A 14,169-nucleotide genomic window follows, 5' to 3' on the forward strand; every position below is an offset into this window, starting at 1 on the left:
CCCGCTCACCCTGCTCGTCACCCTCGTCGCCTGCGCCCTCATGGTCGCCGGCTGGTACGCCTGCCGCAAACGCATCCACGAAATCGCCGAAACCCGCGACGGCTACACCGGAATGTCCCCCGTAATCGCAAACCGCCCCGGCCCCGGCGGCACGGACCGCATCTAGCCCGCAACAATTGAGCGCGAACGGACACTCGAGGCCCTTGATGAAAGTGGCCCAAGTGTCCGTTCGTGCTTAATCCCAGGGTTCCTGCACGACCCCTGGGGCACCCGGGTTCCCTGGCAACTTAGCCGGGCGCCGCCGTCCGCGTTTTGCTTCTTGACCCCCGGGCTGGCGCGGGCGTAGCTTGGCCGCACCCTGCACCATCATCAAGCCCTAATAAGGAAGTGTCATCATGCCGGAATTCATGGATGTCCATCGCAACATGACTGGACTGACCAAGGAGGACCTTCAAGCTGCACACGATGCGGACCTGGCGATTCAAAGCGAGGAAGGCGTCGTGTTCAAGACGGCTTGGGGTGACCCCGAATCAGGCGTCGTCTACTGCCTGTCCGAGGCCCCGTCGGCGGACGCGGTGAGGCGCATACACGAACGTACCGGCCACCCGGCAGACGAGATACATCCAGTCCCCATTAAGGTCTGAAAACATCCTTCCCGGCATTTCTGCTCCGCTATACGCCGTTCCCCGACGGGCCCGGGCCGTGGTTCCGGGCCTCCACACCCGGGCGGCCCGGCAAAGTGGTGCAGAAATGCCAGAGTTTCCCGTGCGACGGGCCGTTTCCGCCGCCAATCGGCCTACGATTGAAGAATCCGGGGGCGCACGAAGGCGCGCGGGCCGCGGAACGTCGAAGGACCGGGATCAATGGACGTCGTCGTCATCGAAACCCCGCAGCTGGGGGACCGCAGCTACCTGGTCCATGACGGCCGAGTTGGGCTGGTGATCGACGCCCAGCGGGACACGGACCGCATCGAGGAAGCCGCGCGGCAGGCAGGCGTGCCCATCACCCACGTCGCCGAGACGCACGTCCACAACGACTACCTCACCGGCGGACTGATCCTGGCCCGCGCCCACGGCGCAAAGTACCTGGTCAACGCCGCGGATTCCGTGGCATTCGAGCGCGAGCCCATCACCGACGGACAGACCGTGCAGATCGGCGGCTTCTCCCTCAGGGCCGTGGCCACGCCCGGCCACACGCACACCCACCTGTCCTACGTGGTCACGGACGGGCGCACCAAGGCTGTCTTTTCCGGCGGCAGCCTGCTCTACGGCTCGGTGGGCCGCACGGACCTGGCCGGCCCCGCAGATACGGCCGGGCTGGCCAGGGACCAGTACGCCTCGGTGCGCCGGCTGGCTGACGAGGCCGGTCCCGACGCCGCCCTGTTCCCGACCCACGGTTTCGGCTCATTCTGCTCTACCGGCCCGGCGACGGGCGCGGCGGCGTCCACCATCCGGGAGCAACGCGCCACCAACCACGCCCTGACCGATCCGGACCCCGAGCATTTTGTGGCCGAACTGATGGCCAACCTTTCGGCCTATCCCTCCTACTACGCCCACATGGCCCCGATCAACATGACCGGCCCAGAGCCCGCGGACCTGAGCCTGCCAGAATCCCTGGACGGCGCTGAACTCGTCAGCCGGCTGGCGAGGGGCGAGTGGGTGGTGGACCTCCGTCGCCGGGTGCTGTTCGCGAGCAGCCACCTGATGGGAACCGTGAGCTTCGAGTATGGGTCCGGGTCCAGTTTCAGTTCGTACCTCGGCTGGGTCTTGCCGTGGGGAGAGAAACTGACCCTCGTGGGCGACCGCAAGGATCTGCGGAGCGCCATCCGGGACCTCTCCCGCATCGGTATCGACCGCCCGGACGCCGCTGTCGGCACGGAGCCCCACGCACTGGCGCCGGGCGCCGCCGTCGCCTCCTACCCCCGGGCCGGGTGGGCCGCCGTGGTCGCCGAAAAACCCGCCGGCGACACGGTGCTGGATGTCAGGCGCACGGAGGAGTTTAACGCATCCCACGTGGCCGATGCGCTCAACGTGCCGCTGCACGAACTGCTGGGACGCCTGGACGAACTTCCGCCCGGCAGGATCTGGGTGCACTGCAATTCCGGCTACCGGGCCGGCGTGGCGGCCAGCCTGCTGCAGAGGGAAGGCCGGGACGTGGTGCACATTGACGCCCGGTTCCGGGAAGCCGCAGCGGCGGGTGTTCCGATGCACCTGCAACAGGCGCAGAGACTCTAAACGGCTTATCGAGGATCCACATGTCAAAGGAGAACGGTGATGGATGCTGAAGGCAAAGTGGTTGTCGGCGTGGACGGTTCGGAGTCCTCCATAGAGGCGCTGCGCTACGCGGCCCGGGTTGCGCCCGCCCTGGACGCACGGGTTCACGCCGTGGCCTGCTGGAATTTTCCCGAGATGTACGCCGGCTATGTGCCGCCGGACTTCGACGCGTTCGAGGCCTCCGCCGCCAAAATACTGGCGGAAACCGTCGACAAGGCGTTCGGACCGGACGCCCCCGAGGGCCTCACCACGGAGCTGGTGCGCGGCCCCGCACCGGAGAAGCTGGTGGAGGCTGGAGCAGGAGCACGAATGCTGGTGGTGGGCCGCAGGGGGCACGGCGGATTCCTGGGCCTGCATCTGGGGTCGGTGAGCTCAGCCTGCGTCTCGCATGCCGACTGCCCGGTCCTGGTGGTGCATGTGAAGGAAAGCCACCGGCCCCACCATCTCTGGTGGGGCTCCAAGGCCAAGAACCGCGACCCGGCCAAGGGCTGACCGGCCCGCGTAACGCAACGCGCGCGCAACCCCCTGCCCGGCCGGTTCGCATATGCTCAGCAGACAGACTCAAACTGGCTCAGCGACGAACCATCCGGGAGACACTTCATGACCAATTGGCGGATCAGGGATTTCCACTCAGCGGACCTGGACGGCATCCTGCACCTCTGGGAGTCGTTGAAGGCCACCAACGTTGAACCCGTGTACGCGCTCTCCGAAGTGCTCGCGTCCTGCGAAAAGGACCACGCCGTCGTGGCGGTGCTGGGCGATCAGGTGGTGGGCGCCGCCGTCGGACGTGCCGCGCACGACCAAGGCTGGATCGTCTTCCTGGCCACGCTGCCCGAGTACCGCGGCCGCGGGATCGGAACGTCGCTGCTGGCCGCCGTCGAGAACCGGATGGCGCCACACGGGCTCAACAAGCTGTCCGCCCTCATGCCGGAGTCGGAAACCAGGGTGGAGGCCTTCCTGAGCCGGGGGTTCATGCTCAAGAAGAACCTGCGCTACTTCGAGCGCACCATCCCAGTCCAGCGCCAGGAGCTTGAGCCGCTGGGCCTGCTGGGCGGCCGCATCCTGGCCCGGGACCTGTGGGAGAACGTGGCCGGCATGCGCCGCGAAAAGGAGCTGCTGGAACGGCGCCTCGTGCTGCCGCTGGCCGAGGCGGACCTGGCGGACGAGTACGGCGTGGTGCCGCCGCGCGCCGTCGTGCTGTTCGGGCCGCCCGGCACCGGAAAGACCACCTTCGCCAAGGCAATCGCGTCCCGTCTGGAGTGGCCGTTCGTGGAGGTGTTCCCCTCCCGGCTGGCCTCCGATCCCAAGGGCCTGGCCGGGGCGCTGCGCGAGACGTTCCTGGAGATCGCCGAGCTGGAGCACGCCGTGGTGTTCATCGACGAGGTGGAGGAGATCGCCTCGCAGCGCTCGGGCGAGCCCCCGTCGCCGCTGCAGGGCGTCACCAACGAACTCCTCAAGATCATCCCGGCCTTCCGCGAACAGCCGGGCCGCCTGCTGGTCTGCGCCACCAACTTCATCCGCGCCCTGGACACCGCGTTCCTGCGCCACGGCCGGTTCGACTACGTCATCCCCATCGGGCTCCCGGACCGCCAGGCCCGCGAGGCCATGTGGCAGCGCTTCATCCCCGCCGCCGTGGTGGACGACGTCGACGTGGAGCTTCTGGTGGACCGCACCGAGGGCTTCTCCCCCGCGGACATCGAATACGCCGCCCGCAGCGCCTCCCAGCGTGCGCTGGAAAAAGCGGTGTACGACGACGGCGGGCTGGCGTCCGGGGGCACCGTGGCTGTCCGCGAGGCCGTCCGGAAGGGCCCCGCCACGCAGGACTATCTCGATGCCATCGCGGATACCCGGACCACCGTCAGCGACGAGGTGCACGAGACCTTCCTCGAGGACATCGAGGCACTCGGCCGGGTGTAGGGCTGCCCTGCCGCCACGGGAAGGAGGCGCCGTGATCCTGTTCCTGACGGTTGTGAGCGGGCTGGCCTGGACCGTGGTGTACGCAGAGGCCATCCGGATCGGCTTCCGCGGCCGCACCTACGCCATCCCGGCGGCGGCCCTGGCCCTGAACTTCGCCTGGGAGGTGGTCCACGCCTCGCATTCCGTGGCCACCGGGATTACCGCCCAGGGCGTCTTCAACATCGTGTGGGGAGTGGCCGACGTCCTCATCGTGTACACGTTCCTAAGGTTCGGGAGGGCGGAGCTGCCGTCCTGGGTCACCCGGCGGCTCTTCATCGGCTGGGCGGTGCTGCTGGGCGTCACGGCCATGGCGGTGCAGCTGCTGTTCGTGGTGGAGTTCGGCTGGGACGACGCCGCCCGCTATGCCGCCTTCCTGCAGAACCTGCTGATGTCCGGCCTGTTCATCGCGATGTTCGTGGCGCGCGGCGGCAGCCGGGGCCAATCGCTCGTCATCGCGGTGGCGAAATGGATCGGCACGCTGGCCCCCACGGTGGTGTTCGGCTGGTACGGGAATTCACCGCTGGTCCTTGGCGTCGGCGCGCTCTGCAGTGTGCTGGATGTTGCCTACATCGGCCTGCTGTGGCTGGCCCGGACCGGCTCCTTCCCGCCCCGTTACGCCGGTCCTCGCGATCCGTTGGAATAGAGGCCGCCCCGGCGCTACTCTTTGAGCCATGTCTCCGAACCCGCTGCGGCATGCCGCAGCCCGCATGGGCGGCCGCAATCCCCACGAGCAACACAGGACTGCCACGCCGCTGGAACTATTCTTCGACCTCACGTTTGTCATTGCGTTCGGGGTGGCGGGAAGCCAGTTCGCCCACGAGATCGCCGAAGCCCACTTCGGCGCGGGACTGCTCGGCTTCTCCTTCGCGATGTTCGCCGTGATCTGGGCCTGGATCAACTTCACCTGGTTCGCCAGCGCCTACGACACCGACGACTGGGTCTTCCGGGTGGTCACCATGGTCCAGCTCCTGGGCGTGCTGATTCTCGCCATGGGCATCGAGCCGTTGTTCCGCTCGCTCGTGGCCGGCGACCATGTGGACAACGCCGTGATCGTGGGCGGCTATGTGATCATGCGCCTTGCCCTGGTCTTCCAATGGCTGCGCGCGGCGCGGCAGGACCCGGCCCGCCGCCAGACCTGCCTGCGGTACGCGAGCTACCTTGGCACGGTGCAGCTCGGCTGGATCGCGGTGCTGATCATTCAGGCCGACCTACCGACGACCATCCTGATGATCGTCCCCCTCTACGTGCTGGAAATGGCCACGCCCTACGTCGCCGAGCGGTCAATGCGGACCCCGTGGCACACGCACCACATCGCCGAACGCTACGGGCTACTCGCCATCATCGCCCTCGGCGAATGCCTGATCGGCGCGATCGAAACCCTCCGCGCCATCGTGGCCAACCATGGCTGGAGCGTCGATGCGGCGCTGGTGGGGTTCGGCGGAACAGCGCTGGCCTTCAGCATGTGGTGGATCTACTTCATCCTGCCCGCCGGCCAGGCCCTGCACCTCCAGCGGCACCGCTCATTCTTCTTCGGCTACGGGCACATGCCGGTCTTCGCTGCCATTGCCGCGACGGGCGCCGGACTGCATGTGGCCGCCTACTACATCGACCATGGGGCGCACATCAGCGCCGCCGTGGCGGTTGCCAGCATTGCAATCCCCGTAGCGCTGTTCAAACTCTCCCTGACCTGGCTGTTCAGCGTCATGATCTGCGCGGACCGCACCGTCATTGCCGTCGCCGCCGGAGTGGTGGCGGTGCTGGCCGGCGCCGTTGCCCTCGCCGAAGCCGGGGTTTCGTTGCCCGTCTGCCTGATGGTGATTGTCCTGGCTCTTGCCGCGTCCATCGTCATTGATGAGCGCCGCGGCACGGAGCGGCTGGCCGCCGCATTGGAGCACTTGGAAGGCGGGGCTACCGTGGCGCCGGCAGAATGACCACGATTTTCCCTTTGGCGCGCCCATTCTCCAGGGCGGCGAAGGCGTCAGCGATGCCGCCGAACGGATACTCGCTGTCAACGACGGGCTGAAGCGCCCCTTCACCCACCAGCGCGGCGAGGAAGCGCAGGTCATCCCCGCTGGGATGCATGAAGAGGTAGCGGTAGCCGGCGCGCGCCCGCCTTGCCCGCAACCGGACCGGAAGGCTGATGGCCCAGAAGAGCGCCGCGACCCAGCCGGGGGCGGCCAGGTCCTTCCGCGCGGTCAGCGGCTCGGGGACTCCCGCGATCGACACCACCCTGCCTCCCGGCTTGAGGATCCGGAAAGACTGCTTCAGCGTGTCGCCGCCCACCAGGTCCAGCACGGCGTCATAGTCCGGCAGTTCGTCGGCTATGCGTTTCCGGGTGTAATCGATCACGCGGTCCGCGCCGAGTCTCCGCACCAGTTCGTCGCCGCGCGGGGACGCCGTGGTGGTCACCTCGGCACCGAAGTGCTTGGCCAGCTGGATCGCCAGCGTTCCCACGCCGCCTGCGCCACCGGAGATGAAGAGCCTGGTGCCCTTCCCGACGGCGAGTTCGTCGCGCAGGGCCTGAAGCGCGGTCAGGCCGGCCAGCGGCAGTCCCGCCGCTTCGGCGAATCCCAGCGACGCCGGCATGGCGGCGACGATCGCCTGATCAATGCACACAAGCTCTGCAAAAGCGCCGAGGGTGGCCTTGTCGACGCGCGCATACACGCGGTCCCCGATTTCGAAACCGCCCGTTCCGGGTCCGACGGCGTCCACCGTTCCGGCCACCTCGCAGCCGGCGATGATGGGAAGCCTGTAGGAGCTGATGGCCCGCAGCTTTCCCTGGCGCAGCTTGTAGTCGACCGGGTTGAGCCCCGCGGCAGCGACCCGGATCCGCACCTCGCCGGGTCCGGGATGCGGTTCGGGGACGTCCCGGAGTTCCATGGCGTCTGCCCCGCCGTACCGGGTGAGGACGTAGGCCAGCATGGCTAGTCCCTGGGTGCGCCGTCCGTCCCGGGGGTGCCGACAGGCTCGACCGGCGGCTCAGGCTCGGGGGTCGCGGCAGGCCCGACCTGCGGGGCGTCTTCGTAGGACAGATTCTCGTAGTCGGTGTCGTCCGCCTCGTCCAGGCGGTCGTCCAGTTCCTCGAGCAGCCAAGGGTTCACCCTCGCCAGGATCATCCGGATCTCGGCCTCGGGAACGGCTGCGTACAGCACGGGACGGGCGTCGGCATAGCGCGTCACCGGCGGCTTGTCCGGCCACTTCTCGGCCAGCGCCTTCACCCGTTCGGGCAGGGAATTGTGCGCGTTGTCGGCGATTTTCACCAGGGTGGCATCATGGTCCTCGGCGATGAAACGGATGCCGGCCTCGTAATCGTCCGGGTTGTCGTGCAGCCGCTTGGTGACCCGCTCGATGATGCCCACCGCCCGCTCCGAGACGCCCATGTCCAGCAGCGCCTGCCGCGTGATGGGCGTGTCCTCCGCGATGTCATGGAGGTAGCCGGCGATCCGGATGTCGTCGTCGAAATCGGCGAGCGCATCACCGACCGCGATAACGTGCTCGCGGTACGGGCGCTTGAGCTTGTCCTTCTGGCGGTTGTGCGCCACTTCGGCGAGGACCTTGGCGGTCTCTACGGTGAAGCGTGCTTCCGGCAATCCTTGTTCTGGCATGTATTCAGCGTACCCACCGGCACCAACTCCGCGGGCACCAACTAGACGCCCGGCCACACCCACGGCTCCCGCGGCAGCGATGCGGGATCAAACGCGTCAAGCGCCGACTCCAGGCTCTCGCCGGGCAGCCCCAGCGATTCCAGGATCGTCCGGCGGGCGGCGTCGGGGGAAACCCCGACGGCGGCCAGGTCTGCCAGCGTCACCGCGCCGTCGCGCTTCGCCAGCCGTGCGCCGTCGGCGTTGACCACCAGCGGGACGTGCGCATATTCCGGAATCGACATATGCAGCAGCGAGGCGAGATATGCCTGCCGCGGCGTGGACGGCAGGAGGTCGTCCCCGCGGACCACCTGGTCGATGCCCTGATCTGCATCGTCCACCACCACGGCGAGGTTGTAAGCCGTCACGCCGTCGTTGCGGCGCAGCACGAAGTCGTCCACCATGCCCGCGTAGGCCCCGTGCAGGGTGTCGTGGACCGCCCATTCCGCGACGGAGGACCGCAGCCGGATGGCGGCGGGGCGGGTGGACCGCCTGAACTCGAGTTCTGCCGTCGACAGCCCCCTGCACGTCCCCGGGTAGGCGCCCTGCGGCGCATGCGGCGCGGACGGCGCCTCCTGGATCTCCCGGCGCGTGCAGAAGCATTCGTAAGTGAGCCCATCGGCCGCGAGCCCGGCGATCGCCGCCGAGTAAAGCGGTTCACGGTCGGTCTGCCGCACGACATCGCCGTCCCAGGTCACGCCGACGGCCGCCAGATCGCGGAGCTGCTCAGCCTCCGCCCCGGCGCGGGCCCGGTCCAGGTCCTCGACGCGCAGCAGGAAGCGCCGGCCGGTGGAACGGGCGAAGAGCCACGCAAGGATGGCCGTCCGGAGGTTGCCGACGTGCAGCTCACCGGACGGGCTGGGGGCGAAACGGCCAGCGCTGGTCATGCCCTCCAGCCTATGCCGAACAACACAAGAGCCCCTCAGCTACCGCGCACTCCGGCAAATACCGGGCTCGGTGGCTCAGGGGCTCTTGCCGTGCCGGATCCGGGCTTCAGAGCTCCGTATCGGAGCTCCATCCCTCGAACCGTGGCACTGCTTGCGGACAGACGATGCGTGAACAAGTGTCAATCAGCGGCGGCTTCCTTGCGGGAAGCGTGGTCCAGGGGCCGGGTGGTGTGCCGGGGACCTGTAGCCTGCGGGCGTAGGCGGTGGCCGCTGCCCTTGTTGCCACAATTTGAGCAGAAGTCATACAGTTGGCGCAACAGGCATTGCCTGAGATGGTCAATCTGACCAACTCCAGGGTCCCTGATATGCAGGAAGTGATCAGATTGCAGCAGCTCGATGCCACCGACCGGCGGATCCTGGCCGCCTTGGACGAGGATCCGCGGGCGCCGATCATGGTGCTGGCCCAGCGCCTGGGACTGGCCCGCGGAACCGTTCAGTCACGCCTGGAGCGGATGACGGCGTCGGGCGCGCTCCGTCCCAACAGCAGCCGCGTGCTTCCCGCCGCCCTGGGGCGGGGTGTGGCGGCAGCGGTGAGCGCTGAACTGGACCAGAGCCACCTCAACGAGGCCATCGCGGCCCTCCGCGAGATCCCGGAGGTGCTGGAGTGCCATGCCCCGGCCGGGGACACCGACCTCCTGATCCGGGTGGTGGCCACCAGCCCGGATGACCTGTACCGGGTCTCCGAGGAGATCCGGCTGTGCCCGGGGATCGTGCGTACGTCCACGAGCATGTTTCTGCGCGAAGTGATTCCTTACCGGACCACGGGGCTTTTAGGCGACTGAGGGGCGACATTCCGCGCGCCACTCCGATCTTGTGCAAATCATTGGATAAAACTGCGGATATTCTGCCGCCTGTCCTGCGGTGCCGACTGTAGCCTGATCCTGCATCAGCCTGCAGCGCGTCGCGGCCGGCCGTTGCGCCCTCCACCCCAAGGTCTCCGCCAGGGTTCGGTCTCAATAAGGAACTCCATGCGCTTAATTTCCCGTTCCATCGCCTCTGCCACCGGCCTGCTGGTGCTCGCCGCGGGGCTTGTCGCCCTCCCGGCCAGCCCGTCACTGGCGGCGGCCGATCCAGCAGTGGACGGTCCCGCTGCGCAGTTCATCGAGGGGACCCCGCACGGGGATCACGTGTACGAGTCGGCCCCCGGGGTGCCCATGGACGGGCTTCCCACGGGACTCGCCCTGCAGACGGAGGCGGGGGGTACGGCCGCGGCACCGATCAACGTCAAACTGGTGATCGCCAAGCTGGCTGACAACAGGAACATCGTTTCCCTGGCCTCGGCCGAGCAGGCCGTCGCGGCTTCCAGCAACTACTGGAAGGCGATGTCCAACGGCCGCATCTCCATGACCGTCACCAGCCGCACCACAGGGTTCCTGTCCGCCGCCAAGTCGACGCAGTCCTACTACGACGTCATCAACACGATTACCAGCGAGCTGAAGTGGGCCTACAGCGCTAACACCGCGCTCGTCGTCTTCGTCCCGACCGCCACGCTGTCCTCCGGCGCCCTGGGCGCCGGCTACAGCAGCAACGGCAACAGCGGGCGCGTGCTGATGCCCCAGATCAGCACCTACACCAGCAGCGTGATCGCGCACGAGTTCGGCCACGTTCTGGGGTCCATGCATGCCGACGCACTGCAGTGCAGCAGCGGCGCGTCCGACGTCGGCACCACCAGCACCGGACAGTTCACCGATTCCTCCTGCTACATCCGTGAATACGGCGACACCACCGACCTCATGGGCGCATCGCACCCGAGCATGCCGGTGATCAGCTCGCCTTTCTGGGACTGGAGGGGCCTCGGCCTGGGCAACGAAATCCGCGACCTGGGCGTCGCCGCCGGCGTGAAAAGCTACACGCTGAAACCGTGGGGCGGAACCGGCGCAGGCCGCGCGGTGAAGTTCACCGATCCCGTCAGCCGGGAGGTCTACTACCTTGAGCTGAGGGAGCCGGCCGGCTATGACTCCTACCTCGCGTCGGGGTCCGCAGGCAACCGCGGCGTCAAGATCGTCCAGCGCGGCGGGGCTACCCCGTCGTCGTCCCTGACGCTGATGCCGTCCACCATTCCGTTCAGCGGCTATTACAGCCCCAACCACGCCTGGCAGGCAGGCCGCACGTTCACCACCCACGCCGGGACACGGGTGACCATCAACGCCGTCACGGCCGCTTCGGCCACCGTCACCATCGACGCCGACCTCGCGCTGCGCACCAAAATCCAGTTCTCGGCCGGCGACATCAACGGCGACGGCCGCGCAGATGCCATCTCACGCGAAGCCGACGGCTCACTGCTCCTGCTCGTCGGCCAGGCCGGAAACAAGCTGGGCGCACCGGTCAAGATCGGCATCGGGTGGAACGCCTTCAACACGGTCCTGGGCGACGGCGACTTCAACGGTGACGGCCGCAGTGACCTCATTGCACGGACCTCCGACGGCGCCCTCTGGCTGTACCCGGGCACGGGCACCGGCGGCTTCCAGGCACGGAAGCAGATCGGGTCCGGCTGGGACATCTTCAAGCGCATCATCGCGGCCGGCGATTTCGACGGCGACCAGCGCCGCGACCTGATCGGCATGCGCGCCGACGGATCACTGTGGCTGTACCCGGGCAACGGGACCGGCGGCTTCCTGCCGGCAAAACTCGTGGGAACCGGCTGGCAGGGGTTCACTGCCCTGGCGGGCGCCGGCGGGCTCGCCGGCGGCGCCCCCGGCCTGCTGGCACGGAGCAGCGACGGCACCGTGTACCTCTACCCGGGCACCGGAACGGGCGGATTCCTGGCGCGCACCACCCTAGCGACGGGCTGGAACGGCGCGGCCGACCTGATGGGCGGCCAGGACTTCACCGCCGACGGCCACACGGACGTTCTGGTTGCCAGCAAGACCGGCGCCCTCATGGCGTATCCCGGAAACGGCGGCGGCGGGTTCGCAGCCAAGCTCAAGATCGGTTCGGGCTGGAACTCCTTCAGCCAGGTCTGGGAGGCCGGCGACTTTGACGGCGACGGTAAACCGGATGTCCTGGCCCGTTCCGCGGACGGCGCGTTGCGGCTTTACTCCGGAAACGGTTCCGGCGGGTTCCGCGCCGCCCGCCAGATCGGCAGCGGCTGGCAGGGCTTTGACCAAGTGATCTCCGCGGGCAACTTCAACGGCGCCGGCGGCCCGGACCTGGTGGCCCGGCAGGCCGACGGCTCGCTCTGGCTCTACCCGACCGACGGGAAGGGAACCTTCCTGGCGCCCAAGAAGATCGGCAGCGGCTGGAGCATTTTCACGCGGATGCTGGCACCGGGCGACTTTTCCGGCGACGGACGCAACGACGTCATCGGCCAGTCCGCGGACGGCAAGCTCTGGCTGTACCCCGGGAACGGGACCGGCGGCTTCCTGGCACGCAAGGAGATCGGCTCCGGCTGGGGGATCTTCGACCAGGTGATTGCCGCGAACGACTTCAACGGCGACGGGAAGGCCGACCTCATGGCCCGCACCGCTGACGGCAACCTCTGGCTCTACCCCGGCAACGGAGCCTCCGGCTTCCTGGCCCGCAAGCAGCTCGGCGCCGGCTGGAACGCCTTCCAGTCACTGGCCAGCGTGGGCAGGTTCGCCGGAACAGCCAACCCGAACATCCTCTCCACCTCGCCCGACGGGACGCTCTGGCTCCATACGGGCACGGGAACGGGCGCCCTCCAGAACGTTGTCCTGAATCCCCGCTGAGCCCGGGGCCGACAACAACGGGCCGGCCGCGGAAGTCACCTTCCGCGGCCGGCCGCATTTAACGCTGGAGCGTGCTCAGACGGGCGGGCCTGCGTTCGACTTCAGGTTCTTCATCACCAGCGTCGACGTCAGCCGTTCCACGCCCGGGAGGGACGTCAGCTCGCTGTCGTAGAAGCGCTGATAGGACGGAAGGTCCGCGGCAATCACCTTCAGCAGGTAGTCCGGGGAGCCGAACAGCCGCTGGGCCTCCACGATGTTGGGATTCCCTGCCACGCGGTTCTCGAAGATCTCCATGGTGGGCCGGTCCACCTGCCGCAGGGTCACGAAGACGATCGCCTCAAAACCGAGCCCGACGGCGGCCGGGTCAATGTCCGCTTTATAGCCGCGGATCACGCCGGACGACTCCAGGTCCCGGAGCCGGCGGTGGCACGGCGCCACGGTCAGGCCCACCTTCGCAGCGAGGGCCGTGGCAGTCATCCGCCCGTCCTCTTTGAGGTAGCGCAAAATATTTCTGTCGATATGGTCGATCACGCAAAAATCTTACCCGCCAGGCGGCGATCTGGGCGAAAACAGTGAACACTTATGGCGGTGATTTGCCTAGGCTTTTTCCTGTAACCCTCAGTCAGGAGCCCAGCGTGAATCTTCAGCTATTCCTAGCGTTCGTGGTGGTCGCCGCCGCCCTCGCCTGCACCCCCGGGGTGGACTGGGCCTACTCCATCACGGCGGGCCTGGGGCGGCGCAGTTTTGTCCCCGCGGTGGCCGGCCTGTGCAGCGGCTACGTCCTGCACACCGTCCTTATGGTGGCGGGCCTGGCAGCCCTCCTTGCCGGCATGCCCGGAGTCCTGGGCTGGATCACCGTTGCCGGCGCCGCCTACCTGCTGTGGCTGGGGACCGCCACCATCAGGTCCTGGCGGGGCGCGAGCTTCACCGCGGCGGCCGCCGCCGACAACCCCGGGCAGAACCAGCTCCGAACCTTCCTCCAAGGCATGGGGACCAGCGGAATCAACCCCAAGGGCCTGCTCTTCTACGTCGCGCTCGTGCCGCAGTTCGTCAGCGCCGAGGCGCCGCTGCCCGTACCGGTGCAGTCGGGACTGCTCGGCCTGACGTTCGTGCTGCTGGCAGCCATCGTCTACACCTGCGTCGCCTTGCTGTCGCGGAAGCTTCTGCAGTCCCGGCCGGGCGCCGCCCGCAAGGTGACACTGACCAGCGGGATCATCATGGTGTGCCTCGGCGCGGTACTGCTCTCCGAACAGCTACTCCCGCTCATCGCGGACCTGGCCTAGCCGACCCTCAGGCCTTGCGCTCCATGAACCACTCGGTGAAGGCGCTGGCCCGTCCGTCCGCGCCAAGCCGGATCACCCAGAGGTTCTCGTAGCTCGGCCTGTCATCGAGATAGGTGGTGCGTCCCTGCACGAAGGCGAGGTCGCCGTCGGTTCCCAGGACGGACCACTCGAACCTCCAGTCCTCGGGCTTGTCTGCGGACTCGATCCACTTCTCCACGATCTGCTCCCGGCCGCGCCAGGCGTCCGGGTCATACGGGCGGGTGGCGTAGACGGCATCCTCGGTGAACAGTGCCCGGATGTCGTCGGCCGCGTTGGAGGTCCAGGCCCGGATGTAGGCTTCCACCCAGCTGTTGATTGCGTCGGTCATTTGTCCGTTCTAC

At 67.9% G+C, this 14,169-nt stretch carries 14 protein-coding genes; 9 read left to right on the plus strand and 5 right to left on the minus strand.

The window, feature by feature from the left end; genetic code table 11:
- Positions 1–395: 395 nt before the first annotated feature.
- The 6 genes from ABFP37_RS07195 (at position 396) to ABFP37_RS07220 (ending at position 6,160) form a co-directional block, all read left to right on the plus strand.
- Positions 396–644: an SCO4226 family nickel-binding protein gene (locus ABFP37_RS07195; protein WP_078028286.1), complete on the plus strand. Its 249-nt coding sequence runs from the start codon at positions 396–398 to the stop codon at positions 642–644.
- A 219-nt stretch (positions 645–863) separates the two neighbouring features.
- Entirely contained in the window at positions 864–2,234 is a 1,371-nt protein-coding gene (locus tag ABFP37_RS07200; RefSeq protein WP_347033120.1) for an MBL fold metallo-hydrolase, read from the plus strand.
- 39 nt (positions 2,235–2,273) lie between these two features.
- A complete protein-coding gene (locus tag ABFP37_RS07205) occupies positions 2,274–2,765 on the plus strand; it encodes a universal stress protein (RefSeq protein WP_078028288.1) in 492 nt (163 codons plus the stop codon).
- A gap of 108 nt (positions 2,766–2,873) precedes the next feature.
- Positions 2,874–4,190, plus strand: a complete 1,317-nt coding sequence (locus tag ABFP37_RS07210; protein WP_078028289.1) for a GNAT family N-acetyltransferase — start codon at positions 2,874–2,876, stop codon at positions 4,188–4,190.
- Between the two features lie 31 nt (positions 4,191–4,221).
- On the plus strand, positions 4,222–4,872 hold the full coding sequence (locus ABFP37_RS07215) for a hypothetical protein (RefSeq protein WP_078028290.1): 651 nt from the start codon (positions 4,222–4,224) through the stop codon (positions 4,870–4,872).
- Positions 4,873–4,900: 28 nt separating this feature from the next.
- A complete protein-coding gene (locus ABFP37_RS07220; protein ID WP_347033121.1) occupies positions 4,901–6,160 on the plus strand; it encodes a low temperature requirement protein A in 1,260 nt (419 codons plus the stop codon).
- Here ABFP37_RS07220 and ABFP37_RS07225 read toward each other — a convergent pair.
- From ABFP37_RS07225 to gluQRS, 3 genes are read right to left on the minus strand one after another with little or no spacing between them, the layout of a single operon-like run.
- Positions 6,138–7,151: an NADP-dependent oxidoreductase gene (locus ABFP37_RS07225; RefSeq protein ID WP_078028292.1), complete on the minus strand. Its 1,014-nt coding sequence runs from the start codon at positions 7,149–7,151 to the stop codon at positions 6,138–6,140. The two genes, ABFP37_RS07220 and ABFP37_RS07225, sit on opposite strands and share 23 nt — an antisense overlap.
- 2 nt (positions 7,152–7,153) lie before the next feature.
- Positions 7,154–7,834, minus strand: a complete 681-nt coding sequence (locus ABFP37_RS07230; protein ID WP_260680968.1) for a phosphohydrolase — start codon at positions 7,832–7,834, stop codon at positions 7,154–7,156.
- Between the two features lie 41 nt (positions 7,835–7,875).
- Positions 7,876–8,757, minus strand: coding sequence for a tRNA glutamyl-Q(34) synthetase GluQRS (gene gluQRS, locus ABFP37_RS07235; protein ID WP_078028293.1), 882 nt, complete (start codon positions 8,755–8,757; stop codon positions 7,876–7,878).
- Between the two features lie 365 nt (positions 8,758–9,122).
- Between gluQRS and ABFP37_RS07240 the strand changes: the two genes are divergently transcribed.
- Together ABFP37_RS07240 and ABFP37_RS07245 are read left to right on the plus strand one after the other, a co-directional pair.
- Positions 9,123–9,599: an Lrp/AsnC family transcriptional regulator gene (locus ABFP37_RS07240; RefSeq protein WP_260680967.1), complete on the plus strand. Its 477-nt coding sequence runs from the start codon at positions 9,123–9,125 to the stop codon at positions 9,597–9,599.
- 186 nt (positions 9,600–9,785) lie between these two features.
- Positions 9,786–12,506 (plus strand): FG-GAP-like repeat-containing protein, encoded by a 2,721-nt coding sequence (locus ABFP37_RS07245; protein ID WP_347033122.1) that lies wholly within the window; start codon positions 9,786–9,788, stop codon positions 12,504–12,506.
- A 75-nt stretch (positions 12,507–12,581) separates the two neighbouring features.
- Here ABFP37_RS07245 and ABFP37_RS07250 read toward each other — a convergent pair whose 3' ends face one another.
- On the minus strand, positions 12,582–13,037 hold the full coding sequence (locus ABFP37_RS07250; RefSeq protein WP_078028295.1) for an Lrp/AsnC family transcriptional regulator: 456 nt from the start codon (positions 13,035–13,037) through the stop codon (positions 12,582–12,584).
- Positions 13,038–13,141: 104 nt separating this feature from the next.
- On the opposite strand from ABFP37_RS07250, the gene ABFP37_RS07255 reads away from it, so the two are divergent.
- A complete protein-coding gene (locus ABFP37_RS07255) occupies positions 13,142–13,789 on the plus strand; it encodes a LysE family translocator (protein ID WP_347033123.1) in 648 nt (215 codons plus the stop codon).
- A 7-nt stretch (positions 13,790–13,796) separates the two neighbouring features.
- Here the strand turns inward: ABFP37_RS07255 and ABFP37_RS07260 are convergent, their stop codons facing one another.
- The gene (locus ABFP37_RS07260; RefSeq protein ID WP_078028297.1) at positions 13,797–14,156 is read right to left on the minus strand and encodes a nuclear transport factor 2 family protein; all 360 of its coding nucleotides are present in this window, start codon (positions 14,154–14,156) and stop codon (positions 13,797–13,799) included.
- Between the last annotated feature and the right edge of the window lie 13 nt (positions 14,157–14,169).

Origin of the sequence: Burkholderia sp. RS01, from assembly GCF_039748055.1 — a bacterium.
GTDB lineage: Bacteria > Actinomycetota > Actinomycetes > Actinomycetales > Micrococcaceae > Arthrobacter.